At 66.8% G+C, this 25354-nt stretch carries 18 protein-coding genes and 1 tRNA gene; 4 read left to right on the top strand and 15 right to left on the bottom strand.

The window, feature by feature from the left end; all coding sequences use genetic code 11:
* From AO501_RS11775 to AO501_RS11760, 4 genes are all read right to left on the bottom strand, one after another.
* Nucleotides 1–759: a hypothetical protein gene (locus AO501_RS11775; RefSeq protein WP_231752450.1), complete on the bottom strand. Its 759-nt coding sequence runs from the start codon at nucleotides 757–759 to the stop codon at nucleotides 1–3.
* A 115-nt stretch (nucleotides 760–874) separates the two neighbouring features.
* A complete protein-coding gene (locus tag AO501_RS11770; protein WP_055577871.1) occupies nucleotides 875–1342 on the bottom strand; it encodes a DUF5130 domain-containing protein in 468 nt (155 codons plus the stop codon).
* Nucleotides 1329–1553 carry a hypothetical protein gene (locus tag AO501_RS11765; protein ID WP_055577870.1) on the bottom strand — a complete coding sequence of 75 codons (225 nt, stop codon included), beginning with the start codon at nucleotides 1551–1553 and terminating at the stop codon, nucleotides 1329–1331. Before AO501_RS11765 ends, AO501_RS11770 begins: the two co-directional genes overlap by 14 nt.
* A 63-nt stretch (nucleotides 1554–1616) precedes the next feature.
* Nucleotides 1617–2264: an HNH endonuclease gene (locus tag AO501_RS11760; RefSeq protein ID WP_055577869.1), complete on the bottom strand. Its 648-nt coding sequence runs from the start codon at nucleotides 2262–2264 to the stop codon at nucleotides 1617–1619.
* A 130-nt stretch (nucleotides 2265–2394) separates the two neighbouring features.
* On the opposite strand from AO501_RS11760, the gene AO501_RS11755 reads away from it, so the two are divergent.
* Both AO501_RS11755 and AO501_RS11750 read left to right on the top strand, forming a co-directional pair.
* Nucleotides 2395–2790 (top strand): globin, encoded by a 396-nt coding sequence (locus AO501_RS11755; protein WP_055577868.1) that lies wholly within the window; start codon nucleotides 2395–2397, stop codon nucleotides 2788–2790.
* On the top strand, nucleotides 2790–4364 hold the full coding sequence (locus AO501_RS11750) for a glycoside hydrolase family 13 protein (protein ID WP_055577867.1): 1575 nt from the start codon (nucleotides 2790–2792) through the stop codon (nucleotides 4362–4364). Before AO501_RS11755 ends, AO501_RS11750 begins: the two co-directional genes overlap by 1 nt.
* Nucleotides 4365–4404: 40 nt before the next feature.
* On the opposite strand, the gene AO501_RS11745 is transcribed toward AO501_RS11750, so the two are convergent.
* Complete coding sequence (locus tag AO501_RS11745) at nucleotides 4405–6171, bottom strand: PE family protein (RefSeq protein WP_055577866.1); 1767 nt, start codon at nucleotides 6169–6171, stop codon at nucleotides 4405–4407.
* 383 nt (nucleotides 6172–6554) lie between these two features.
* Between AO501_RS11745 and AO501_RS11740 the strand changes: the two genes are divergently transcribed.
* Nucleotides 6555–7571 (top strand): pyridine nucleotide-disulfide oxidoreductase, encoded by a 1017-nt coding sequence (locus AO501_RS11740; RefSeq protein ID WP_055577865.1) that lies wholly within the window; start codon nucleotides 6555–6557, stop codon nucleotides 7569–7571.
* A 32-nt stretch (nucleotides 7572–7603) separates the two neighbouring features.
* On the opposite strand, the gene AO501_RS11735 is transcribed toward AO501_RS11740, so the two are convergent.
* The 9 genes from AO501_RS11735 to AO501_RS11695 form a co-directional block, all read right to left on the bottom strand.
* On the bottom strand, nucleotides 7604–8260 hold the full coding sequence (locus tag AO501_RS11735) for a hypothetical protein (RefSeq protein ID WP_055577864.1): 657 nt from the start codon (nucleotides 8258–8260) through the stop codon (nucleotides 7604–7606).
* A complete protein-coding gene (locus tag AO501_RS11730) occupies nucleotides 8248–8661 on the bottom strand; it encodes an acyl-CoA thioesterase (protein WP_055577863.1) in 414 nt (137 codons plus the stop codon). The genes AO501_RS11735 and AO501_RS11730 overlap by 13 nt, the downstream gene beginning before the upstream one ends.
* Nucleotides 8658–13478 carry an NAD-glutamate dehydrogenase gene (locus AO501_RS11725; protein ID WP_055577862.1) on the bottom strand — a complete coding sequence of 1607 codons (4821 nt, stop codon included), beginning with the start codon at nucleotides 13476–13478 and terminating at the stop codon, nucleotides 8658–8660. The genes AO501_RS11730 and AO501_RS11725 overlap by 4 nt, the downstream gene beginning before the upstream one ends.
* A gap of 128 nt (nucleotides 13479–13606) precedes the next feature.
* The gene (ettA, locus tag AO501_RS11720; protein ID WP_055577861.1) at nucleotides 13607–15283 is read right to left on the bottom strand and encodes an energy-dependent translational throttle protein EttA; all 1677 of its coding nucleotides are present in this window, start codon (nucleotides 15281–15283) and stop codon (nucleotides 13607–13609) included.
* A 64-nt stretch (nucleotides 15284–15347) separates the two neighbouring features.
* On the bottom strand, nucleotides 15348–15836 hold the full coding sequence (locus AO501_RS11715; RefSeq protein WP_055577860.1) for a single-stranded DNA-binding protein: 489 nt from the start codon (nucleotides 15834–15836) through the stop codon (nucleotides 15348–15350).
* 126 nt (nucleotides 15837–15962) lie between these two features.
* On the bottom strand, nucleotides 15963–18314 hold the full coding sequence (locus tag AO501_RS11710) for a glycerol-3-phosphate 1-O-acyltransferase (RefSeq protein WP_055577859.1): 2352 nt from the start codon (nucleotides 18312–18314) through the stop codon (nucleotides 15963–15965).
* Between the two features lie 8 nt (nucleotides 18315–18322).
* Entirely contained in the window at nucleotides 18323–20158 is a 1836-nt protein-coding gene (locus AO501_RS11705) for an HAD-IB family hydrolase/lysophospholipid acyltransferase family protein (RefSeq protein ID WP_055577858.1), read from the bottom strand.
* Nucleotides 20155–21624, bottom strand: coding sequence for a WS/DGAT/MGAT family O-acyltransferase (locus tag AO501_RS11700; RefSeq protein WP_055577857.1), 1470 nt, complete (start codon nucleotides 21622–21624; stop codon nucleotides 20155–20157). The genes AO501_RS11705 and AO501_RS11700 overlap by 4 nt, the downstream gene beginning before the upstream one ends.
* A gap of 158 nt (nucleotides 21625–21782) precedes the next feature.
* Nucleotides 21783–23042, bottom strand: coding sequence for an alpha/beta hydrolase (locus AO501_RS11695; RefSeq protein ID WP_055577856.1), 1260 nt, complete (start codon nucleotides 23040–23042; stop codon nucleotides 21783–21785).
* A 187-nt stretch (nucleotides 23043–23229) separates the two neighbouring features.
* On the opposite strand from AO501_RS11695, the gene AO501_RS11690 reads away from it, so the two are divergent.
* Nucleotides 23230–23303 (top strand) — tRNA-Arg (locus AO501_RS11690).
* Between the two features lie 210 nt (nucleotides 23304–23513).
* Here AO501_RS11690 and AO501_RS11685 read toward each other — a convergent pair.
* Nucleotides 23514–25337, bottom strand: a complete 1824-nt coding sequence (locus AO501_RS11685) for a putative bifunctional diguanylate cyclase/phosphodiesterase (protein WP_055577855.1) — start codon at nucleotides 25335–25337, stop codon at nucleotides 23514–23516.
* Between the last annotated feature and the right edge of the window lie 17 nt (nucleotides 25338–25354).

Genomic DNA, 25354 nt, shown 5'->3' with positions numbered 1-25354 from the left:
TCACAGGTAGCCACCGTCGCGCAGACCGGCTGCCAACTCGAGCCGGTTGGTCTTGCGGAAGATCAACTCGCGCAACAGCTCCCAGCTGTAAGTCCGGAGCATGCCGGCATAGCCCAACGCGGCCCACTGCGCGCTGTGCATCTCCTCGTGGTGCAGCAGCCGGTCCAGATCGAGGCTCCCGCGCGACTCGATGATCCCGCGAAGCCGCCGGGCCGGCTCGTCGAGCCGGGGGGTGTTGACCATGAATATGTCGCCCCACGTGGTGCCACCCCGCTGGCTGAACAACCGCTGAATCAGGTTGCCGCCCAATCCCATCAGGATGCCGTGCGGCGTCGCGGCCAACCGGCCGCCGTTGTGGTGGACGAACCGGACGTCGCGGTCATAGCTCCAGTGGTTGGCACGCTGGCGGTCCATGATCCGCATCACCTCGGCGGCAGAGTACGGCGTTTCGGCGAAGTCGCCGCCCGCGTAGTCGGTGCCCGCATTGACGACGTAGGCCAGCAGCACCGCCATCCGCGCGTCAGCCCCGCTGACCGATGTCGGGAGCAGGAAGTACGACTTGCCGTGCCGGTCGGTGATCTCCTCGTATTCCTGCAGCAGATGCAGGGAACCGGCCAGGCCCGTCTTGGCGACGTCGACCACCACGTCCGGCGCGACCGACCGGCGGGCGGCGTTGTCGAGCCAGCTGTTCAGATGTCCCGCCGGAGGCGGGCCGGTCAGCAGGTCAGCCCGCCGCAGCGCGCGCTCGTACGGATTCACTCAGCGCACAACCCGCGGGCGGCGCCGAGCGTGATCTCAGGGCGATGATCCGCCTGGAATCGCGCCGTGGCTTCACGTTCGGCGCGGACGGCGTCGGCGCACCGACCGCCTGCCACTAGGCCGGCGAGATCCCCGCGCTGAGTACCCGGATCGCACTGACCAGGCCGTCGATCAGGTTGCCCTGCTCGAACGCCGAGGATGCGGCGGCGACACCGAGCGGTGCCGCCGATTCGGCGCCACGACCCCGCACCTCGGAGCCGTACACCACCTCGATGGCGCTCTGATCGGGTGACACGGCGAGCAACACGGCGTTGTTGGGCGTCGGCACCTTGGCCAGGATTTCGCGCGCCCGCGCCGCGGTGTCGCCGCCCAGGTCGCCCAGGTAGACGGCAAACCGTGCCTTGGACGCCCGGGACGCGTACTTCAGCGCGTCGTCCACGGCGACCAGGTCGTTGATCGGGAACGGGTAGTGCACGGAGAGCTCACCGGGCTCGGTGACCCCGGACACCCGTCCGCTGGTGGTGAGAACCCAGCCTCGGGGCAGGTCCGCCGGGTCGACTGTCGCGACTTCACCATGTGCCACTTGCGCCACCTCCAACCGTGAACTCCGATCCGTGCCCGCCGTGGTGTCCGCCGACCGCCTCATCGGTGGCGGCCCACAGGATGGGGTCGTGGGTCCACTTCTGGGACAGGTCGTAGGTCGCGGGGTGCGGGCTCTTGCGGGTCAGGAAGATCAGCCCGAGGACGACGGCCAGCCCCACCGGGATGCCGATAAAGATGAGGTGAATCTCCATTGCGCTCACGACGCAAACCGTATCCCACGAGGGGTTCGACCGGCGAGGTTAGACCCCACTAATTCAGGCCGCGCCTTCGCCGAGGTACCGCGCCCACGACGGGTCGAGCTCCTTGACCGTGGACAGCAGCCGCCAGTGCTGTCCGGTCGGGGGCAGCGGGGCGCGGCGCAGCGACCAGCCCAGTTCGGTCAGCAGCTTGTCGCCCTTGCGGTGGTTGCACGTCGAGCAGCACGCGACGCAGTTCTCCCAGGAGTGGTCGCCGCCGCGGCTGCGTGGGACGACGTGGTCGACGGTGTCGGCCTTGGCTCCGCAGTAGGCGCAGCAGAAGCGGTCCCGGTGCATGAGCGCGGCCCGCGTCATCGGGACCCGCGCCCGGTAGGGCACCCGAACATAGGTGCGCAGCTGGATCACTGAGGGCACCGCGATCGAGCGGGTCGCGGAGTGGATGACGGCCGCGCTCGGATCGTCGTGCACCACGTCGGCCTTGCCGCAGATCACCATCACGATGGCGCGCCGCATGGGCAGCGCGGTGAGCGGTTCGTAGGTGGAGTTCAGCAGCAGCACCCGCCGGCGACTCCAGATTGATGCGGTCTCCGAGCGGGTAGGAGGATGGGTGTCAATGCTGTGCAGGCACGAAGCGGTCGCAGGGCCGGGTCCGTTTGCCGCGGCACCGGAACTGCGGTGGCTGCGGCGTTTGTTGCGCTGCGCCATAAATCCTCCGCCGACAGTCCACCACGATTTGCTGCCGATCGCACGCCAATTGCGTCAGCCGCGCCGTGTCAATCCGGTGAACACCAGGAGTGATCGCGGCCCGGACAGCCGTGGACCACAATGGAGCGCGATGGACCAGACACCTGAATCTTTCTACGACGCCGTCGGCGGCGCCAAGACCTTCGAGGCGATCGTGGCGCGGTTCTACGAGCAGGTCGCCGAGGACGAGATACTGCGGCCGCTGTATCCCGAGGAGGACCTCAGCGGCGCAGAGGAGCGGCTGCGGATGTTCCTCGAGCAGTACTGGGGTGGCCCGCGAACATACTCGGACCAGCGCGGCCATCCCCGGTTGCGGATGCGGCACGTGCCGTTCCGGATCACCCCCATCGAGCGCGACGCGTGGTTGCGGTGCATGCACACCGCGGTCGCGTCGGTCGACGCACAGACTCTCGACGAAGACCACCGTCGGCAGTTGCTTCAGTACCTGGAAATGGCCGCCCACTCCCTGGTCAACTCGGCGTTCTGATGGCTGACGAGAAAGACCTCTGGTGGCAGTCGGCGGTGTTCTACCAGGTGTATCCGCGTTCGTTCGCCGACAGCGACGGCGACGGCGTCGGTGACCTCGACGGCCTGGCCGACCGGCTGGACCATCTGGTGGAACTCGGCGTCGACGGGATCTGGCTCAACCCGGTCACCGTCTCGCCGATGGCCGACCACGGTTACGACGTCGCCGACCCGCGGGACATCGACCCGTTGTTCGGCGGGACCGCCGCTTTCGAGCGGCTGATCACCGCGGCGCACGCGCGCGGCATCAAGGTCACCATGGATGTGGTGCCCAACCACTCCAGCTCTCAGCACCCGTGGTTTCAGGACGCGCTGGCTGCCGGGCCGGACAGCGCGGAACGCGATCGCTATTACTTCCGCGACGGCCGCGGGCCCGGCGGCACGTTGCCACCCAACAACTGGGAGTCGGTGTTCGGTGGGCCGGCATGGACACGGGTGACCGAGCCGGACGGCACGCCCGGGCAGTGGTACCTGCACCTGTTCGACACCGAACAGCCCGACCTCAACTGGGACAACCCGGAGATCTTCGACGACTTCGAGAAGACGCTGCGGTTCTGGCTGGAACGCGGCGTGGACGGATTCCGCATCGACGTCGCGCACGGCATGGCCAAACCGCCGGGCCTGCCCGACGCTCCCGAAGCCAACGTCGAGATCCTGCGCCACACCGACGATGACCCGCGCTTCAACCGGCCGCACGTGCACGCGATCCACCGCGACATCCGGACGGTCATGGACGACTACCCCACTGCCGTCACCGTCGGTGAGGTGTGGGTGCACGACAACGCCCAGTGGGCAGAGTACGTGCGTCCCGATGAACTGCACCTGGGCTTCAACTTCCGGCTCACCCGCACCGAATTCGACGGCACCGAGATCCGCGAGGCCGTGCAGAACTCGCTGGAGGCGGCGGCGCTGGAAAACGCCACCCCGACCTGGACGCTGGCCAATCACGATGTGGGGCGTGAGGTCACCCGGTACGGCGGCGGCGAGATCGGGTTGCGCCGGGCGAAGGCCATGCTGATGCTGATGCTTGCCCTGCCCGGTGCGGTGTTTCTCTACAACGGCGAGGAGCTGGGTCTGCCGGACGTGGACCTGCCCGACGAGGTGCTGCAGGACCCGACGTGGGAACGCTCGGGACATACCGAGCGCGGCCGGGACCGGTGCCGGGTTCCGCTGCCCTGGTCCGGTGATGCTCCCCCGTTCGGCTTCTCCAGCAACGCCGACACCTGGTTGCCGATGCCGGCGGACTGGGCACCGCTGACGGTGGAGAAGCAGCGCGCGGATCCCGGTTCGACGTTGTCGTTCTTTCGGGCGGCACTCGAATTGCGAAGGAGCCGTGCTGAATTCGGCGGCACCGAGATCGAATGGCTGCCCCTGTCCGACCACGCCGTCGCCTTTCGGCGCCGCGGAGGACTGGTGTGCGTCTTGAATGCCGGCGAGGAGCCGATCACCCTGCCGCCGGCGGGTGAGCTCATTCTGTCGAGTGGGCCGTTAGAGGCTGGGCGGTTGTCAGCGAACTCGGCAGTCTGGCTGGTCTGAGTCGGCCGTACGGCGTTACGCCAAGGCGCGCGCCGCAGAGTCACGGCAGAGGGTGCGGTGTTCCAAATAGAATGGTGTCCAATGCATAAGCAATAACTATGACTTGGAAGCCTCCTGCGAGTGTGACGAGTCCTACGTTGGCAGCGATCGGGTATCCGATCGCTTCAATCAGCCCCTCTATTACTTCACCATCGACAACCCGCATCATTCCATTCAGGAACAAGTTCAGATCATAACTGGGCAGAGTGAAAGCGATTTCACTGGCGATATCTGCTGTCGGAAGCAAAGTCGCGTATGCCGTCGAATACGCTTTGACAAATCCAGCGCTTATCGAAGTGTTCGCCGCCTGGAGCGCCAGGATCGCGTCTTTGGCCGCCGATACCGGTGACACGGAGGTCAGCGCTCCCGGATTACTCAACCATGGCATGTTCGATTGAAGGTTGTTCGTGATGTCCGACGGCGCAATATGCGGCAGCGGTGGCGGCCCCTGGGACTGAATCTCGTTGACAGCATTGATAATGCCCTGCTGGGTGCCTACGGTCAGGTGGTCCAACACGGTGAGCGGGCTCACCGGCGGGAACAGCCCGAACGGCGTGGGTACGTTAGCCGGGCCCGTGTCATACCCATGCGATGGGTCGCCATAGCCGAGGTTTACCAAAACCCGAAGGTTGGGCTCCAGCAGTTCGGCAAGCGGGTTGCCCACGTAGGGAATGAACCGCACGGGTTCCAGCAGGGGCAGGCGCTCCGTCGGGATCATGTAGTAGGTGCTTTGGGTGGGACCTTCGGTCGGCAGTTGAATTGCCGTGTCGATCTGAGTCTGCGTCAGGTGTTGGTAGTCGCCGTGCACGAATACGATTCCCATGACAGCGTTGAGATCGGCAAGCAAATTGATCGGATACCGTGGGAAGTCGGCGAAACCGTCGTATTCGAGCGTGTAGTTCACGGTCGGGAAGGCGTTGTCCGGCGTGGCGCCGTAAAAGGTGAAACCCAGGCTGGGCAAAGTAAGCCCGGCGAAGCGCGCGGAGACACCGCCGTTGGGATTCATCGGATTGCCCAACAATGCGAAATTGACTTGCGCATTGGTGACGCCTTCGGCCAGCAGGCGTGGCATGACGACCGAGGAGAGCACGGCGCTTTGCGAGTACCCCAACACGGCGATCGAGCTGCCAGGGGGGAGGGCCGCAAGCTGCTGCACAATTGCGTCCGTCAGTATCGTCGACCCTCGGGCGATCGATATGTCCAAGGTCAGATCCTTGATACCGGTGAACGGATACAGGCCGTTCGGCGTCGACACACCCTGCGGCGCAGTCGCCGACGGGAAATGCGGCACAACGTATTTGGTGTAGACGTCCTGTATGTACTCGGCCGAAGGTGTCGGGACACCGCTTTCGCTCAGAATCAACGCAGCGTCCACGGGCACCGGCGGCGGCACGGCCAGTAGTGCTTGCGTGGCTGCCGTGGCGCGCCCAGGAAGACCTGCAAGCAGCATCTGCGCTGGTTCGGTCAGCGTTACCAACGACGCCGACGCCACCGCCTCGGCCTGGGCGTACGAGTCGGAGGCCGCTTTCAGCGCCTCCGCGAAAGCGTCATGGAATGCCGCCGCTTGCCGACTCAGTGCCCGATACCCGCCGGCGTATGTGCTGAAAAACTCAGCTATTGCCGCTGAGACCTCATCTGCGGCCGCCGCCGCCACACCGGCCGCCGGGCCCAGCGCAGCCCGTTCGGCTTGCTTGAGCGACGCGCTGATCTCGGCCATGTCTCCGGCCGCCGCGGTCATCATGTGAGGCACCGCCAGCATGCTCGTCATCGCGGTTCCTTTCCCGATCGATCGTTCGCAGCCTCAGCAGCCGTGCTGCACTGGATGGGTAGCCCAAGTCCCGCCACTGCACATCTTTGGAGAATGCACGACCGAACCCAAACATTCGAGCAAAATTCCCCGGAGCAATACGGAATTGTCTCTGACGACACAGATGTATCGTGCATGTTCCGAAATGCGCTCAAATACAGGGCAATAGGGCGGAAGAAGCATGCTGGTCCCGGACCTGAAAGCGGCCACCCGCTGCGACGAAGGCTCCTGCCGAGCAGGTCCCGCTGACGTGCATATTTCGCTGCCGAACTGCTTCTGACGGTTTGGTCCCTCGTCACCCCCTCGGATATACGTATTGCATGACACCGCCCTACGCATGGACAGTGATCGGAGCGGGACCCGCAGGCATCGCCGCCGTCGGACGACTGCTCGACCACGGAGTCCCAGAGGACAAGATCGCGTGGATCGATCCGGCCTTCGCCGCGGGAGACCTGGGCAGCAAGTGGCGGGCGGTGTCCAGCAACACCATCGTCGGGACCTTCCTGGAGTATCTGAACGGCTCCAAAGCATTTCGGTTCTCCGAGGCGCCGCCGTTGCCGCTGAAGGAAGTGGATCCCGACGAGACGTGCGCCCTGGCCCTGGTCGCCGACCCGCTGCAATGGGTCACCGGACACCTGCGAGATCGCGTCGACATCTTCCAGACCACGGCGACCACGCTGACATTGGCGAACCGGCGATGGCGGATCGAGACCGAACTCGGCGAGGTCGAATCGCAGAACGTCGTCCTTGCGGTCGGCGCGATTCCGAAGAGCCTGTCGTATCCGCACCTCGAGGAGATACCGGTGGATGTGGCCCTGGACCCGGAAAAGCTCGCCGCGCAGCAGTTGGACGGGGCGACCGTCGCGGTCTTCGGCTCGTCGCACTCGACGATGATCGCCCTGCCGCACCTGTTGCGGTTACCGGTGGCGAAGGTGATCAACTTCTACCGCAGCCCCTTGAAATACGCTGTCTACCTCGATGATTGGATTCTTTTCGACGACACTGGCCTCAAGGGCCGGGCAGCCGATTGGGCCCGGGAGAACATCGACGGTGCGTATCCCGACCGGCTGGAGCGGTACTGGGTTGCGGGCCCGGAATTCGAAGAGAAGCTACAGCAGTGCGACCGGGCTATCTACACCGTGGGCTTCGCGCCGCGGACGCTGCCCGCGACGCCCCAGTGGGGGCCGCTGCACTACAACCCGCAGAACGGAATCATCGCCCCCGGGCTGTTCGGCCTGGGCATCGCTTTCCCGGAGTACGCCGAAGACCCGTACGGCTACGGGCAGCACCGCGTGGGACTGAAGAAGTTCATGGATTACCTGAACTCCGTGCTGCCGTTGTGGATGGTCTACGGCACCTGACGGCCTGAAAAACTCGGCCTGATTTCAAGCGTTCAGTGCACCATCAGCGCCGCGTGGGCGCGCCGCCGGTACACCGACCCGAACCGGGCATCGATGCGCAGCCAGGCCGGCGAGATCCGCACCCGGACGATCTCGTCGTCGTCGCTGATCGTTTGCGGCAGGAAACCCATTGCGGTCAAAGCGAAGACGCAACGCATCGGCACGCCCACCACCACGTCGCCGGAGCTGACCTCGAGCACCTCCTGGTCCAGCAGTGAGACCGGCGGCCCATGGCCACCGCCATGCTCTTTGGCCAGATCCGCCCCCTGATGCGCCAGATCCAGCATCAGCTTCGCGGGTACGTCCTCGAGGTGGTTGAAGCCGGATTCCGGCGGCAGCCCGCCGCGCCACGCCGAATCCATCGCGAATCCCGGGTCGACGTACCCCGCTTCGGAGGCCGCCTCTAGCCCACGCGCCAGCGCGTCGGCGGCCACCGACATGTCGGCGGGCTTCACTGTGCCCACCACCACGCGACTTGCCACCACATCGAAACCCGTTGCCACCCAGGCGGTCAGCAAGCCCGCCGACCGGGCACGGATCCGGATGACCGCGGCCTCGTCAAGTCGCTTCGCGTGGTCGACGAACGCGGCCAGGTCCGCGCGGTGCGCCGGGTCGGCCAGCCACAGCCCGCGCTCGGCTACCGAATCCACCGTTGCAGGTACTCCCGATGATGAGGCGACAAGCGCACCAGGCGCTGCTCCTCGATGTGTACGGCCGCCAGCTGCGACTCGGCGATGACGGCCGGCTTGGACTCCGGGTCGGCGTTGACCGAGCGCACCTCGTAGCCCAGCGTGAAATCGACCGCCCGCAGCCGTTTCGTCCAGATCGTCACCTGCAACGGCGAATCCACCAGGCGCAGTTGATCTTTGTAGGTCACCCGGACGTCGGCGATCAGCAGGCCGATCGTGGCGATATCGGCGCCGAAGGGCTCTGAGAGGAACGGCACGCGCGACTCTTCGAGAATCGTGACCATGGTGGCATGGTTGACGTGCTGGTACATGTCGATGTCCGACCACCGCACCGGAACGGCCGCGACGTATCCCACGCTCATCCCGACGACGCCCGCCCGCTGGTGCGTGTCATGCGCCGGATCTGCCGGGCCGCCACCGACAGCGTCGCGAGATCCGTTGCGCCGCTCTCCCGGATCTCGTTGAGGGTGCGGCGGGCCCGGTCCACCCGGGACGCGCTGATGTGTTCCCACTCGGCAATCTTCTGCTCACCACTTTCGTCGGGCTCCCCCGCTGCCAGCACGTCGAAACACAGCGACCGCACCGACGCATAAATGTCGTCGCGAATCGCCAACCGCGCCAACGAATGCCAGCGGTCGGTGCGCGGCAGCTCCGATACCGCCGTCAGCAGCGAGTCGGTGCCCAGCCGGTCCATCAATGCGAAGTAAGTGTCGGCCACCTCAGCCGTCTCTATCTCGGTGATGTCGGCGATATCGATGATGTCGAGCAGGCTGTAGCGGTACAGCCCGGCCGCGACGCGGTAGGCCAGGTCCGGCGGTGCGCCCTGGGCGGTGAACTCCGCGGCCTCCTTCTCCACGATCGCCTTGTCGTCTCCGCGCAGCCACTCCGACATCCGCGGCGTCAGAGCCTTGACCTTGGCCGCGAACCGGTTGATCTCGGCGCCGACGGCCAGCGGCTGCGGCCGGTAGTTGAGCAGCCACCGCCCGGCGCGGTCGATCAGCCGACGGGTATCCAGGGTCAACCGGTCCGAAAGGGCGACAGGAAGATTGGCAGCGCGGATGCGGTGCCAGATGTGGTCGATACCGAAGATCGCGTCCGTGGCGGCAAAGGTGCGCACGGCGTGGATCTGTGGGACACCGACGTCTTCGGCGAGCCGGAAGGCGTAGCTGATGCCGGCCGTGTCGACCATGTCGTTGATCAGCATGGTCGTCACGATCTCGCGGCGCAGCTGGTGCGTCCGGATCTCCGGGGTGAACCGTTCCCGCAGCGGCTTCGGGAAGTAGGCCGGCAGCCGGGATGCGAACACGTCCTGGTCGGGCAGCTCGGTGTTCAGCAGGTCCTCTTTGAGCGCCAGCTTGACGTGCGCCATCAGCGTTGCCAGTTCGGGCGAGGTGAGCCCGAGACCAGCCTCGGTGCGCCGGGCGATCTCCTTCTCCGACGGCAGCGCCTCCAGTTCACGGTTGACGCCGCGCTCGGCCACCAGGTACTTGATCTGGTCGGCGTGCACCGGGAGCAGGCTGGCCGCATTGGCTCGGCTGGTGCCCATCAGGTCGTTCTGGTCCTCGTTGTCTTGGAGCACTAGCCAGCCGACCTCGTCGGTCATGGACTCGAGCAGCGCCGTGCGTTCGCCGGCATCGACCTTGCCGGCGGTGACCAGGGAGTCGATCAGGATCTTGATGTTGACCTCGTGGTCGGAGCAGTCCACACCGGCGGAGTTGTCCATCGCGTCGGTGTTGATGCGGCCGCCCGACAGGTCGAATTCCACCCGGCCCCGCGCCGTGACCCCCAGGTTGCCGCCCTCGCCGATCACCTTGGCCCGCACCTGGTGCCCGTTGACCCGCACCGGGTCGTTGGCGCGGTCCCCGACGTCGGCGTCGGACTCGGTTTCGGCTTTGATGTACGTGCCGATGCCGCCGTTGAACAGCAGGTCCACCGGCGCTTGCAGGATCGCCCGCATCAGGTTCGGCGGCGCCATCTCGGTGACGTCACCGTCGATCCCGAGGGCGTCGCGGACCTGCGAGCTGATCGGGATCGCCTTCTGGTCGCGGCTGTAAACGCCGCCGCCCTCGCTGATCAGCGACTTGTCGTAGTCGTCCCAGCTGGAGCGGGGCAGCTCGAACATCCGGTGCCGCTCCACCCAGGACGTCCTCGAATCGGGGTTGGGGTCCAGGAAGATGTGCCGGTGGTCGAAGGCGGCGACGAGCCTGATGTGCTTGCTGAGCAGCATGCCGTTGCCGAAGACGTCGCCGCTCATGTCGCCGACGCCGACGACGGTGAAGTCCTCGGTCTGGGTGTCGACGCCGATCTCCCGGAAGTGCCGCTTGACCGCCTCCCACGCACCCTTGGCGGTGATGCCCATCGCCTTGTGGTCGTAGCCCACCGAACCGCCCGAGGCGAAGGCGTCACCGAGCCAGAAACCGTAGGACTTGGCGACGTCGTTGGCGATGTCGGAGAACGTCGCGGTGCCCTTGTCGGCCGCCACCACCAGGTAGGCGTCGTCGCCGTCGCGGCGCACCACCTGCGGTGGCGGGTGGACGGCTTTGGTGGCGTGGTCGACGTTGTCGGTCACATCCAGCAGTCCCGAGATGAACAACTGGTAGCAGGCGACGCCCTCGGCGCGGGTGGCGTCGCGGTCTGCGGCGGCGTCCCCGGTCGGTAGCGGCGGCCGCTTCACGACGAAGCCACCCTTGGCTCCGACGGGGACGATGACGGCGTTCTTCACCGCCTGCGCTTTGACCAGGCCCAGGATCTCGGTGCGGAAATCGTCGCGGCGGTCCGACCAGCGCAGCCCGCCGCGGGCCACCGGGCCGAACCGCAGATGCACGCCCTCGACCCGGGGTGAGTAGATGAAGATCTCGAACTTCGGCCGCGGCAACGGAAGCTCGTCGATCAGCTGCGCGTTGAGCTTGACCGACAGCACGTCACGGCTGCGGGCCGAACCTTCGCGTGTCACAAAGTAATTGGTGCGCAGGGTGGCCTGTACCAGCGAGGCGAAGGCGCGCAGGATGCGGTCGGTGTCCAGGCTCACCAGCGCGTCGATGTCGGCGGCCACTGCGGCGGCCGCCGTCTGCGCGTCGCGGCCGCTGCCCGCGGACTTCGGGTGGAACAGCGCTTCGAACAGGGCGACCAGCGAGCGCGCCGTCGAGGGATGCTCGTTGAGCACCGACTCGATGTAGGACTGGCTGTAGGGGAAGTTGGCCTGCCGCAAGTACTTTGCGTAGGCGCGCAGCAGCACCACCTGCTGCCACGTCAGCCCGGCGCGCATCACCAGCTCGTTGAAGCGGTCGACCTCGACGCGGCCCTGCCAGATCGCGGTGACGGCATCGGCGAAGCGTTGCGCACCCGCCTCGCGCTCCTCGTCCGTCGCCGCCAGCGGGATGGTGGGGTGCGGCTGGATCTTGAACTGGTAGATCCACACCGGCAGTCCGTCGGGCCGGGTGACGGTGAACGGCCGCTCTTCGAGCACGACGACGCCCATGCTCTGCAGCATCGGCAGCAACTGGCTCAGCGAGGCGGTACGCCCGCCCAGAAACCAGGTGAGCTGGGCGAGCCCGTGCTCGTCGCCCTGGGAGAACACCAGCTTGACCGAGTCGTCGCTGAGTTCCTTGATGACGGCGATGTCGTTGATGGCCTCGGCCGGCGTGACGGCCTGCTTGTAGGCCTCGGAGAAGGCGGTCGCATAGTGCTCGGCGTCGGCGTAGCTGACGGCGGCGGTGGGGGCCGCGGCGGTCAGCCGGTCGGCCCACGTCCGGGCGGCCTCGCTGAGCAGTGCCTGGATGCGGTTGCGGTTGGCTTCGGAGACGTCGACCGAGCCCGGTTGCGAGTCCTCCGGCAGCCGCACCATGAAATGCATGAGCGCCCAGGGCGATTCACTGACCCGCGCGGTGAACTCCAGCCGGGTGCCGCCGAACTCGCGGACCAGGATGTCCTCGATCTGCAGGCGCACCGGGGTGGTGTAACGGTCGCGGGGCAGATACACCAGGCACGAGACGAAGAACTGCAGCCGGTCGGCGCGCAGGAACAACAACGCCCGCCGTTGCGAGCCCATGTCCACGACGGCCTTCGCCATGGCCAGCAGCTGCTCGGCGCTCAGGGTGAACAACTCCGGCCGCGGGACCGTCTGGATGACGTCGAGCAGGAGCTGGCCGGGATGGCTGGGGTCGCTGCCGGCCAGGGTGAGCGCGTCGCGAACCCGGTGCGAGATCGTCGGGATCTCCAGCACGTCGGCGTTCATGGCCGCGACGGTGAACAGTCCGACGAAGCGGTGCTCGTACACCTCACCGGCGCCGGCGTACTCGCGGACGGCGATGGCATAGGGGTAGGCGCCATAGCGCAGGTAGCTGCCGACGGCGGCCTGCGCCAGCACCAGCAGCTTGGATTCGTCGGTGAGCCTGGGGCGGGTGCCTGAGCGGGCCCGCAGCACGCCGAGGCCGCTGGAGCCGTCACCGGCGACCAGACCGTCCTGCACCCGGGTGCGCTGGTAGCCCAGCAGCAGGAAATTGCCCCGGTTGAGCCAGCGCAGCAGCGCCGCCACCTCCTGGCGGTCGGGTGCTTCATAGCGGCCGTCGGGATTGTCGTCGACGGCCGCGGCCACCTCGCCCAGCGTGTCGATCATCGCCGCCGCGTCGGTGGCGACGCGTTGCACGTCGGCGAGCACCTTGGGCAGCAACCGCTCGACCTCGGCGAGGACTTTGCGGTCGACCGACGCGGACAGCTGGACATGGATCCAGGCTTCGCCGACGTAGGGCGACGCGTCGTCGGCTTTGGGTTCGACGCGCTGCAGCTCCCCCGACGGGTCGCGACGCACTTCGAACACCGGCGTCATGATCGCCGTGTAGCCCAGGCCGAGGCGGTGCAGCAGCACGGTGACCGAGTCCATCAGCATGCTGCCCTGATCGGTGACCACCTGCAGGGCGGGTCCGAAGCCGGCCGCATCCTCGGCCGGGTAGACGGCGACCGCGCTTTCACCGGACGGGCGGTGCTGCGCCAGCCGGCAGTGCGCATCCAGCACGCTGGGGGTGACGACCGAGCCTGATTCGCTCGTGCCGTGGGACCCGTCGCCGCGCGGTCCCCGATAGCTGTCTCGGTAGGCCTTCGACACCCAGTCAGGGATCTCAGCGCCGCGCGTGAACGTGGTCCACGCCGCGACGTCTTCTTTGGCCCCGGGATCGATCGTCATTCCGATTGCTCCCCACTCGCGACGGATACCGCTCGGTTGATGCCCCACTCCTCAGCGGCTTCTACCGGCCGCATCGTCGCGGGTGCTGCCCGACCGCCCCACTCAGCACGGCCGTGGCGAGACTGACATTAGTCCCGTGTGAGCCTGCGGTGGGTCACCCTGTGCGGACGCGCGGCATCGGCACCGAGTCGTTCCACTTTGTTTTCCTCGTATGCGCCGAAATTGCCCTCGAACCAGAACCACTTGGCCTCGTTGTCGGTGTCGCCTTCCCACGCCAGGATGTGCGTGCAGGTCCGGTCCAGGAACCACCGGTCGTGGGAGATCACCACCGCACACCCGGGAAAGTTGACCAGCGCGTTTTCCAGCGAACTCAGCGTCTCGACGTCCAGGTCGTTGGTCGGCTCGTCCAGCAGGATCAGGTTGCCGCCCTGCTTGAGGGTCAGTGCCAGGTTCAGCCGGTTGCGCCCACCACCGGACAGCACCCCCGCCGGTTTCTGCTGATCGGGCCCCTTGAACCCGAATGCCGACACGTACGCCCGCGACGGAACTTCGGTCTGTCCGACCTGGATGTAGTCAAGTCCGTCCGAGACGACCTGCCACACCGTCTTCTTCGGGTCGATGCCCGAGCGGGTCTGATCGACGTAGCTCAGCTTGACGGTCTCGCCCACCTTGACGGTGCCGCTGTCGGGCTGTTCGAGGCCCACGATGGTCTTGAACAGCGTGGTCTTGCCGACACCGTTGGGGCCGATGACGCCGACGATGCCGTTGCGGGGCAGGGTGAAGGACAGGTCCTTGATGAGAGTGCGGCCTTCGAAGCCCTTGTCCAGGTGCTCGACTTCGACAACCACCGAGCCCAGCCGCGGCCCGACCGGGATCTGGATCTCCTCGAAATCGAGCTTGCGTGTCTTCTCGGCCTCGGCCGCCATCTCCTCGTAGCGCTGCAGGCGTGCCTTGCTCTTGGCCTGGCGCGCCTTCGCGCCGGAGCGCACCCACGCCAGTTCCTCAGTCAGCCGCTTTTGCAGCTTGGCGTCCTTGCGGCCCTGCACCGACAGACGTTCGGCCTTCTTCTCCAGGTATGTCGAGTAGTTGCCCTCGTACGGGTAGGCGCGGCCGCGGTCGAGCTCGAGGATCCATTCGGCCACGTTGTCCAGGAAGTAGCGGTCGTGGGTGACCGCCAGGATCGCCCCGGCGTAGCTGGCCAGGTGCTGCTCGAGCCACTGCACACTCTCGGCGTCCAGGTGGTTGGTCGGCTCGTCGAGCAGCAGCAGGTCGGGCTTCGACAGCAGCAGCTTGCACAACGCCACCCGGCGGCGCTCGCCGCCGGAGAGGTTGGTGACGGGTTCGTCCGGCGGCGGGCAGCGCAGAGCGTCCATGGCCTGCTCCAGCTGCGAGTCCAGGTCCCACGCGTCGGCGTGGTCCAGATCCTCCTGCAGCCGGCCCATCTCCTCCATCAGCTCGTCGGAGTAGTCGGTGGCCATCAGCTCGGCGACCTCGTTGAAGCGGTCGAGCTTCACCTTGATCTCGCCCAGGCCCTCCTCCACGTTGCCGCGGACCGTCTTCTCCTCGTTCAGCGGCGGCTCCTGCAGCAGGATGCCTACCGTCGCGCCGGTAGCCAGAAAAGCGTCGCCGTTGTTCGGCTTGTCCAGTCCGGCCATGATCCGCAAGACGCTCGACTTGCCCGCCCCGTTGGGGCCGACGACGCCGATCTTGGCGCCCGGGTAGAAGCTCAACGTCACATCGTCGAGAATCACCTTGTCGCCGTGCGCCTTGCGGACCTTCTTCATCGTGTAGATGAACTCAGCCATGCCGCGGTGTTGCCTTTCTGGTCTTTGGATATCCGCGGACCATCCTATGCACCGCGGGAAAGCGCTAGGCCGACAGTGGCAGCGCCGCGGCGCTGTCGGTGCCCTCGGCCGTGCTGCCCGGGACGGCGGCTTCGGTCGGTTCGGCAACTCCGCCGGCGCTCTCGACGGCCGGATTCTCGACCGGGTGCGGCCCGGTGTAGCTCGGCTTCTCGATGCGCACGATCGCGCGGGCCAGGTCCGGGCCGACCGCGGTCGCGCGCATCTCCATCGACGAGCGCCGGTTGCCCTCGCGGTCCTCGTACTCGCTGGTGTAGACGTGACCCACCGCGATCACGGGCGCGCCCTTGCTCAGCGCGGCACCGACCCCGGTGACCAGCCGGCCCCAGCAGTTGACGGTGATGAACAGTGAGTTGCCCGGTTCCCAGCTGCCGTCGGCGGTCCGTCGGCGCGAGTTGCTGGCCACCCGGAACTTGATCAGTTCTTCGCTGCCGACGCGACGGCGCTGGGGGTCGTTGACGATGTGGCCGACGATGGTCATCCATGTTTCGAACATTGGCTCAACTTTCTCTCGGGTCGTGCTGGTGTTGAGACCCATTGAGCCCGCCGGCACCGACGGATCGTGCCGGCGCGGGCACGGTGATCGGTGCGCCTGTTGACAAACCCGCCACTGTGGACGGGGCTACTCCGGTTCTCCGGAGCGCAGCTGCCGCATCTTGAATTCACGCTCGACGAATTGGTTGCGGGCGATGTGCTCGACGTAGGCGAAGTCACGCAGGATGTTGCGCAGTTCGTGGCGGAAGGTCACCCGGCGCTCGGTCAGGTCCGCCGCCGGCGCGATCAGGTCCTGGTCGACGACGACCTGCCGGGCCGTGGCGAACAACAGCGTGGACACCGACTCACTGCTGCGGACCCTGCCCTGGGCGACGTACTGCCGGCCGACCCCGAGTGCCAGATCGGTCAGCTCCTTCTGGCTGATGTCCGGTGGGGCATCGCGCAGCACGTCGGCGACGATCTCGTAGGCCTCGAAGAACACCCGCAGCATCGCATCCGACATCAGCGGCCGCTTGGCGTACAGCATCTGCTCGACCGCTTCTCCCCCGGCGGCAAGCTGGACTTCCCAATCCTGGTGCCAGGCCATCTCTTCGGCGATATTGGCCCGGAATGCCGCCGAGTCGGCGAAGTAGAAATCGAATTTCAGCAGATCGCGCAGCCGCATCGCCTGAGCCCAGAACGCTTCCACCCGGTCACCGGTCGCGTTACGGGCATGCGCCAGCGCAAGTTCCACGATCGAGGTCTCAAGGAACGCGTGGATCACCGAGTTCCGGTAGAACGCCGCGGCGTGCTCGTCGGCGGGCGCGATGTACCACACCGGTTGCCGGCCGCTGTCGACCCGAGTCACCGGGTGCCCGTTGGACAGCGCGTCGACCGCGGCGCGTACACCCTCGCGCGAGCGCAACCGCAACGCACTGGTGGAGACCGGCGTGTGCTTGCGGTCGAGGTAGTCCAGCGAGTCCTGCAACGTGTGGTGCAACTGATCGAGTGTCAGGGCCATCCCGCGCGTGGTGAGCAGCAGCGCGGACACCAGACCCGTCGCGGTCACCGGCGTCGACTGCAGGATCCGCCAGGCCACCTCGAACGACATCTTCTGCAGCGCAAGGCGTTTAGCGGCCGGGTCGGCTGCCAGCGGTCCGTCCGGCGGTCCCAGGTACTGCCGCATCGACACCGCTTCGGGGAAGCGGACATAGATCTTGCCGTAATTGCGCTCGCCCTGGGCCTTGATGAAGTTGTAGAGCCAGCTGAAGCCCTCCGGCGTCTTCTCGGCGCCCTGCGCATAGGCCGCGTATTCGGCGATCTCGTGCAACTGGTCGAAGCAGATCGAAACACCTTGCAGCAGAATGTCTTCGCTACGACCGTCCAGGTAAGCGTCGGCGACGTAGCTCATCAGACCGAGTTTGGGCGGCAACATCTTTCCGGTGCGCGACCGGGTGCCCTCGATCGACCAGCTCAGATTGAACCGCTTCTCCACGATGTAGCCGACGTACTCCTTGAGCACATATTTGTAGAGCGGGTTGTCGCCGATGTTGCGGCGGATGAAGATCGTCCCCGAGCGGCGCATGAGGGGCCCCATCACGCCGAACGACAGGTTGATCCCGCCGAACATGTGCACCGGAGGTAACCGGTTGTCCTGCATCGCAACCGGCACCACGGCCCCGTCGATGTAGGACCGGTGCGAGAACAACAACACGGCCGGGTGAGATTCCAGCGCGGCACGCATGGCCGCGACCTGATACTCGTCGTAGTCGAAGTCCGGGTCGAACCCGCGGCTGAGCATCTTGCCCAGCACCGAGATCACGTCGACCGATGCCTGGCTCCACCCGGTCGCCAGTTCGTCGAGCATGTGCCCGGCTTCCTCCACCGTGGCGCCGGGGATTTTCTCCAGGCCGGCCCGAAATCGCGCTGACGCCAACATCTCCGGTTTGACCAGGCGTGGGGACTTGTACTGCGGCCCCAGGATCCGGTACTCGGCCCGGGCCAGCGCCAGCAGCGCCCGCCGGGTGACGAACTCAGCGAATTCGTGGGTGTTCTCACCGACGGTGGTGTCGCGCCATTGCCGGCGCAGTTCGGACACACTGGCCGACTCGCCGGCCACCACCCGGGCCCGCCACGGCTCGGTGCGCAGAATGCGCCGTTGCTGACGCTGGTTGGGGTGGTAGGGGTCCCGGCCCGGGAGCAGGGCGGCCACCTTGGCCACCTTGCCCCGGTCGGCGGGGGGCAGCCAGAAGACACGGACCGGAACGATCGACCGGTCGTCGCAGGATTCGAGTTTTTCGACCAGCGCGGTCAAGGCTCCCGGCGGCGCCGTGCGCGCCGGCAGTTTCAGCACGTCGAAGGTGTTCTGCGGCAGGCGGGCCCGCTGCTGGCCCAGCCAATCCATGATCAGTTCCATCTCGACCGGTGTGTCCATGGACGCGAGCACCAGCGAATCCTCGGCGGTCAGGAGTGCGCTGGTGTCGGCGGCCGGTCTGGTCACGGCGGGCCTCAGGGCTGCGAGGTCGACGAGTCGGACTGCTCCGAGTTCTCTTGTCGCCTCTCACTCACGGACTTCGGGTCCACGCTGGATTCGTGCGGAGTGACGTCGGGCGTCGGCTCGGGAGGTTGCTTGACGGCAGCCTTCTTGGCCGGAGCCTTCTTGGCCGGGGCCTTCTTCGCGGCGGCCTTCTTCGCGGGGGCCTTCTTGGCCGGAACCTCTTTCGCCGGAGCCTTTTTCGCGGCGGCCTTCTTGGCCGGCGCCTTCTTGGCGGGCGCCTTCTTCGCAGCCTTCTTCGCGGCAGCCTTCTTCGCGGGCGCTTTCTCGGCGGCGGCAGGCGCGCGCTTCTTCGCGGACAGATCCACCTCGGGCAGCCCGTCGTACGGCCAGTCCGCCAAGGTGTCGAGGTAGAGCTGACGGACCTCGGCGATCCGGTCGGACAACGTGTCCAGGGTCCAGTTCTCGACCGAAATCGGTGGGAACACCGCAACATCGACGGTTCCGGGGTTCAGGGTGGTGGAGTTGCGCGACGCGATGATCTCGGCATTGCGGATCACGATGGGAACGATGGGAATTCCCACCGACATCGCGATCCGGAACGGCCCCTTCTTGAACGGGCCGACCTCGGTGGTGTCCAGCCGGGTGCCCTCCGGGGCGATCACGATGGACAGGCCGTTACTGGCACGGTCCTCGACGGTGCGCAGCATCTCCACCGCCGAGTCCGGGTCGTCGCGGTCGATGAACACCCCGTCGAGCAACTTGCCCATCGTGCCCATGATCGGGTCGCGCTGCAGTTCCTTCTTGCCCACGCCGACCCAGTTGTCCTTCACCAGCGCACCGGAGATGATCGGGTCAACCTGATTGCGGTGATTGAAGATAAAGACCGCGGGCCGCTGCGCGGTCAGGTTCTCCTGACCGATGACATTGAGATGCACACCGCAGGTGGCCAACAGCAACGAGGAGAAGTTCGAGGTGAAGAAATTCACCCCACGCCGCCGGTTGCGGGTCAGCAGGCCCAGACCCACCGCACCGGCCGCAACCGGAACCATCGAGCCGAAGCCGGCCAGGGTGCGGATCTGACGACGCAACCCGACACCGCCGCGGCTGTCGAACTTCAGGATGGGCCAGCCGCGGCGCCTGGCCACGGCGGCCATCTTGCCCTCGGGGTTGGTCGGGCGCGGATTGCCGACCAGGTACATCAGGGCGACGTCCTCGTCACCATCGGCGTAGAAGTAGCTGTCCTTCAAGTCGATATCGTGCTCGGCCGCAAAGCGTTGCACCGCAGCGGCTTTGCCCGGACCCCACAGGATCGGCTTGATCACGCCGCCGGTGAGCAGACCGTCCTCGTTGGTCTCGAACTTGTTGGTGAGCGTGTTGGAAATGCCCAGGAACCGCGCCACCGGGTTCACCTGGATGGTCAGCGCCGACGAGCTGAGCACCACGGTGTGGCCGCGTGCCACGTGCGCGCGCACCAGTTCCCGCATCTCCGGGTAGATCCGGGATTCGATGCGCTGATTGAACAGCCGCTCGCCGATCTCGTCCAGGTCGTCCAGCAGCCGACCGGCCAGCGCCATGGACGCCTTGCTGATCAGTTCCTCGAACTCGATCCGGCCCAGGGTGTGGTTGAGCGCGCCCTGGATCATGCTCAGCAGCTCGCCCACCCCCATGTCGCGGCGGCGCAGCCGCTCCTGGGTGAGGATGACCGCGGTGAAGCCGGCGACCAGTGTTCCGTCCAGGTCGAAGAACGCCCCGACCTTCGGACCCGGTGGGCTGGCCATGATTTCGGCCACCGAACCGGGCAACCGCAGGTCCTTGACCGCCGCGTCCTTCTCGTCGGCGGCGCTCACGAGCCCGACACCGATCGTGCGGAGGCGACCTGCTTGGCTTCGAACGATGCCGCAATCGCGTGCGGCGGCGGATCGCCGGCCAGCGCGAGGATCTCGTCGAAAGCCTCCAGCAGGCACTGGGCCCACAGTTCGTCGTTCTGCACCGCTGCCCTGTCGTAGCGCACGGTGATGGTGCACCAGCCACCCCGGGAGATCAGCACGACCATCATCGCCACGCCCGGCAGCGGGCCGATACCGTACTGCCGCATGATTTTTGCGCCGGCGATGTAGGTGTCGCCCGGATAGACCGGGACGTTGCTGGCCTGCACGTCGTTGCCGATCACCGAGCTGCTGATGCCCTCCAGCACCGCGGTCGGCAGCACGCTGAGCACCGGTGCCATGGACCCGATGATGTTCATCGCGGGCTCTTCCCGCCGCTGCGTCATCTGTGCCCGGATCTTCTTGATCCGGGCCACCGGATCGACCGTGCCGACCGGGGCGGCGAGGTTGACTCCGGTGAACTGATTGCCGCCCGCCGCATCGCCTTCGGCGCGCAGGTTCACCGGAACCGCCATCGGCAGTGTGCTGATCGGCACACCGAGGGCGACGTGGTAGCGCCGCAGCGCGCCGCACAGACCGGCCAGATATGCGTCGTTGATGGACCCGCCACCGGCCTTGGCCGCCTTGTGGAGGTCGGCAAGCCGGATGTCGATCGCCTCGGTGCGACTGGCCAGGCTGCGCCGGCGCAGCAGCGGCGAGGGCTCGGCCGCCCGGTTCAACACCCGTGCCCCCGACGTGGCGTACCCGAGGATCCCGGACACCGTGGACAACGGATCGAGCACCGCCTTCCCGGCGGCCGACACGGCTCCGGTCAACGCCCCCAGCGCGCCGCCGACGAGCGCCATGGGCAGGTGGTTAATGCCTTGGCGCATCAGGTCATTGGGGGTCAGATCCTGCGGGATCGGTTGCGGGGGCAGTGGCCTGGGCTCGGGATCGCGCTCCAGGTCATAGATTTCGGCGAACATCTCGACGCTGCCGACCCCGTCGGTGACCGCATGACTCAGGTGCAGCAGCGTGGCCGCTCTGCCGTCGGCCAGTCCTTCGACGAGCGTGGCCGTCCACAGTGGCCGGGAGATGTCCAGCGGGGACTGCAGCATGACTTCGGCGAGGTCGAACACCTCGCGAAGGGTGCCGGGTTCGGCCACCCGCACGCGCCGGACGTGGAAGTCGAGATTGAAGTCCGGATCGACGACCCAGCGCGGCGCCGCCGTCGGCAGCGTCGGCACGACGACCTTCTGCCGCAACCTCAGAACCTTGCGGGACGCATTCTCGAACCGGGAGCGGAAGCGGTTCCAGTCCGGCGTGGTGTCGAGCAGTTCCAGCGCCATGATCCCCGAGCGCGTCCGCGGGTTCGCTTCGCCGCGGTGCAACAGATAGTCAACCGGCCCAAGCTCGTCGGACAATCCCACGGCCTCAGCCACGGTCACGACCCCCCGAAAGCCGGGCCACCCGACACGTCAACCCCTTCACCGCTGATCAAACCTCCTGCTATCAGGCCCCGCCACCGGAATGCCCACCCAACGCTAGTCCGGTTGCGGCGGTGGTGAAAGTGAGGGTGCTCTCAGCGTGCGGAGGCGACCTCGGCTCAGCTGGCGGGTGAGGCGGACAGCGCGAACGAGCCCATGAGGGCGCTCTCCCGCCGGCCGTAGACGACACCCAGGAAGTCCGAGACGGCGTCGGCGGCCAGCCGGGAGCGCACCGTCGGGGTGATGTCGAAGGCGTGGTGCGCGTTCGCCAGTTCGGCGTAGGCAACCGTGGGGGCCCCGGCTCCCTGCAACGCCGCGCAGAAGGCCCGGGCCTGACCGATGGGTGCCAGCTGGTCGCGGTCGCCGTGCAGCAGGAAGAACGGCGGCGCGTCGCGGTGCACATAGGAGATCGGCGACGCCGCGGTGAAGCGTTCCGGCTGGTCGGCGAACCTGGCCTTCATGACGAAGTTTTCGAGGAACGGCATCATCAGCTCGTGCATGTTGTCGAAGTCGGTGAAGTCGTAGACCCCGTAATACGGGGCCGCGGCCTGCACCGTGGTGTCGGCGCGTTCGAACCCGGGCTGGAAGGTCGGGTCGTTCGGGGTGAGGGCGGCCAGCGAAGCCAGGTGCCCGCCCGCTGAACCGCCGGTGATGGCGATGAAGTCGGAGTCGCCGCCGTAGTCGCCGATGTTCTCCCGGACCCAGGCGATCGCGCGCTTGACGTCGATGATGTGTGCGGGGAACTTGGCGCGCGGGCTTTTGCTGTAGTTGATCGAGACGCAGATCCAGCCCAGTTCGACCATCCGGCTCATCAGCGTGTAGGCCTGCGGACGCTTGCCGTTGACACTCCATGCCCCGCCCGGAACCTGGATCAACACCGGGGCCCGGTGACCGGGGGCGAGGTCCGGACGGCGCCAGATGTCGAGCAGGTGCTCGGTGCCACCCGGGCCGTAGGAGATGTCCGACGTCTTCGCCGCGTAGCGGCGGTGCGGGCCGGGCTTGGGCTTGGGCAGGATGCCGCGGCGCACGCTCAGCGCCGGGTTGGTGGTCGGGTGGAAAACCTGGTCACGGAAGTCGGACCCGAACGACGCCTCGAGGGCTGCGGTGAGCGCACGGTCCGCGCGCTGCGCGGCCCACGTGGTGCCGACCCGGTTGATCGCCGGCGGCGCCACCCGGGACAGCGCATGGCCGGTCAGCACGTGCGGCGGGAACTCGGTGGCCAGCCAGCCGGCAATCCAGCCCACGGCGAACGGTGAGCCACGCAGCAGCACCGCGCTGGCCCGGGAGATGCCCCGGGCGTCAGCCGCGAGCTGCGCGCCCTGGCGCAACGCCTCGGCACCCGCTTGCGAGCACCGCGCGGTCACACTTGCAATACACATTGCTAAGCACACCCCTCGACGTCAGGCACACGCCACGCTGCGGTTAACGGCCGATGACCGGCCGGTGTTGTACGTGTGTCGAGGCTCACACCATAGCCCATTTCCGGCGCACTCAAACTCTTTTCCGGCGCGTTGTGTCGCCTGCGCCCCTTGATTTTTCGGCTTTGGATAGACTGACCTGCGCATTGCCTCCGTAGCTCAGGTGGATAGAGCAAGGGCCTTCTAATCCCTAGGTCGCACGTTCGAGTCGTGCCGGGGGCGCCGACTGGGGCGTCGGTTACCTCAAGTGACAGATGTGACGCGAGTGGCTCTTGCGCATCAGGCGCGACGGCCGCCGCCGGGTGCAGCCCACTGGTCGTGATCATGTCCCTCCTCAACCGCGGCCCCGTGAATACCCACGGGAATTCGTGTCAAACGGCGGTGAAGGGATACCGCAGCGGCGATGAAATGCGCTGGTCGAGACCTCCGCGGCTAGCCGGCGAGCAGGCCGCGCATGGCCGCGCCGGTCACCGGCGGCGAGTACAGGAACCCCTGCCCGCGGTAGCACTGATGATCGATCAGCACCCGGGCCGCGGCCTCGGTCTCGATGCCTTCGGCCACCACGTTGAGGTTGAACCCCTGGGCCAACACCATGATCCCGCGCACGATGACGAGATCGCTGGAGTCGGTGCCGAGTCGCCGCACGAAACACCTGTCGATCTTCAGCGTGTCGATCGGCAGCGTCTGCAAGAGCGACATGGCGCTGTATCCGGTTCCGAAGTCGTCGATGGCGATCCGCACTCCGATGTCCTTGAGGCCGGACAGGGTGGCGCGGGCGGTCTGCAGGTCCTGAACGATGACGTTCTCGGTGATCTCCAGACACACCGAGGAGGCGCCGATACCGTGCCGGTTGATCGTGTCGGCGACGAAGTCGACGAATCCGCCGGTGACCAGCTGACCGGGCGAGACGTTGATCCGCAGCACCAGGTCACGGCCGAGCCCGGCAGACCGCCAGTCCGCGAATTCCCGGCAGGCCGAACGCAACACCCACCTGTCCAGTTCGCCTGCGAGATTGACCGATTCGGCGACCGGGATGAACAAGTCGGGGGGCAACAGCCCACGGGTCGGGTGCTGCCACCGGACCAGGGCCTCCACGCCGATGATCGAGCGGGTCCGCAGGTCGACCTCGGGAAGGTACACCAATCGCAGAGCGTCGGATTCGATGCCGCTGCGCAGGTGCAGCTCGATGTCGTTGCGCAGTTCGCTTCGCTGGGACATGTCTTCGGTGAAGGTCGCGATGCCGTCGCCGCCGGCATGCTTGGCCGCCAGGACGGCCTGGTCCGCCCGGCGGATGAGGTTCGACGGTGTGTCTATCCCGGGCGTCGCGCAAGCGGTGCCGATGCTGACGGTGCGGGTGAGCACCTCGCCTCCGATGGAAACGTGTTCCTTGAACTGGTCGCTGAGTTGTTCGGCGAACCGCACCGCGGCGTCAGCGCTCATCGGCGCGGGCGGGACGATGACGAACTCGTCGCCGCCGAGTCGCGCGATCACGCTGTCACTGAGGCACGCGGTGCGCAGCCGCTGTGCGAACACCTGGATGAACTGGTCGCCCGCCGCGTGACCCAGGTAGTCGTTGATGGTCTTGAGGCGGTCGAGGTCGAGGAACAGCGCCGCCACGGGGCCGGTCTGACCGGCGGCCAGCCGCTGGTCGAGATGGGCCAGCAGTGCCCGACGGTTGTGCAGGCCGGTCAGGTCGTCATGGTCGGCGAGGTGGCGGAGCTGCGTTTCGGCGGCCACCCGAGCCTGGACCTGAGCGAACAGGCTGGCGATCGCGGTCAGGGCGTTGAGCTCGGCCTGGTGCCACTCCCGGTCGCCGTATTTGACGAACCCCAGCACCCCGGTGGTGACGTCGGCAGAGATGAGCGGGACGGCGGCCAACGACGTGGCCATGATCTGGCGGCCTTCCCGGATGCGCCGTTGATAGTCGTCCGATTCCGTGTCCGGCCGCAGGACGAGTGGTTCCTTGGCGTGCTGGGCTGACGCGAAAACCGGGTCGGCGTCGGCGAAGTAGATCACCGCAAGTGGATCGGGATCCGGTATGTCGTGGCGGGGCGGCCATTCGGCCACCAGCTTCGTCGCATCGATGTCGTGGTCGTTGTACCGGAGGAAGCTGACGTCCACGCCCAGCTGGTCCACGAGGTAGGCCAGTACCCGCCGGCTGACGTCGACTGAGGTGCCGGCGTCGGCGGCGATGAGTTGATTGGCGACGGCGGTGACGATCTGGTCAAGCCGGTGCGGGGTGGCGTAGTCGTGCATTGTCGATGTTCGAGACT

This window comes from Mycobacterium gordonae, from assembly GCF_001417955.2.
GTDB classification, from domain to species: domain Bacteria; phylum Actinomycetota; class Actinomycetes; order Mycobacteriales; family Mycobacteriaceae; genus Mycobacterium; species Mycobacterium gordonae_B.
This window is presented reverse-complemented; position numbering and strand designations above follow the sequence as displayed.

Excerpts from the sequence above, each read along its gene's own strand:
- AO501_RS11760 (WP_055577869.1), bottom strand. The coding sequence starts at position 2,264 with ATGGCGCAGCGCAACAAACGCCGCAGCCACCGCAGTTCCGGTGCCGCG.
- AO501_RS11765 (WP_055577870.1), bottom strand. The coding sequence starts at position 1,553 with ATGGAGATTCACCTCATCTTTATCGGCATCCCGGTGGGGCTGGCCGTC.
- AO501_RS11685 (WP_055577855.1), bottom strand. The coding sequence starts at position 25,337 with ATGCACGACTACGCCACCCCGCACCGGCTTGACCAGATCGTCACCGCC.
- AO501_RS11750 (WP_055577867.1), top strand. The coding sequence starts at position 2,790 with ATGGCTGACGAGAAAGACCTCTGGTGGCAGTCGGCGGTGTTCTACCAG.
- AO501_RS11730 (WP_055577863.1), bottom strand. The coding sequence starts at position 8,661 with ATGAGCGTGGGATACGTCGCGGCCGTTCCGGTGCGGTGGTCGGACATC.
- AO501_RS11695 (WP_055577856.1), bottom strand. The coding sequence starts at position 23,042 with ATGTGTATTGCAAGTGTGACCGCGCGGTGCTCGCAAGCGGGTGCCGAG.
- AO501_RS11725 (WP_055577862.1), bottom strand. The coding sequence starts at position 13,478 with ATGACGATCGATCCCGGGGCCAAAGAAGACGTCGCGGCGTGGACCACG.
- AO501_RS11715 (WP_055577860.1), bottom strand. The coding sequence starts at position 15,836 with ATGTTCGAAACATGGATGACCATCGTCGGCCACATCGTCAACGACCCC.
- AO501_RS11755 (WP_055577868.1), top strand. The coding sequence starts at position 2,395 with ATGGACCAGACACCTGAATCTTTCTACGACGCCGTCGGCGGCGCCAAG.
- AO501_RS11745 (WP_055577866.1), bottom strand. The coding sequence starts at position 6,171 with ATGACGAGCATGCTGGCGGTGCCTCACATGATGACCGCGGCGGCCGGA.
- ettA (WP_055577861.1), bottom strand. The coding sequence starts at position 15,283 with ATGGCTGAGTTCATCTACACGATGAAGAAGGTCCGCAAGGCGCACGGC.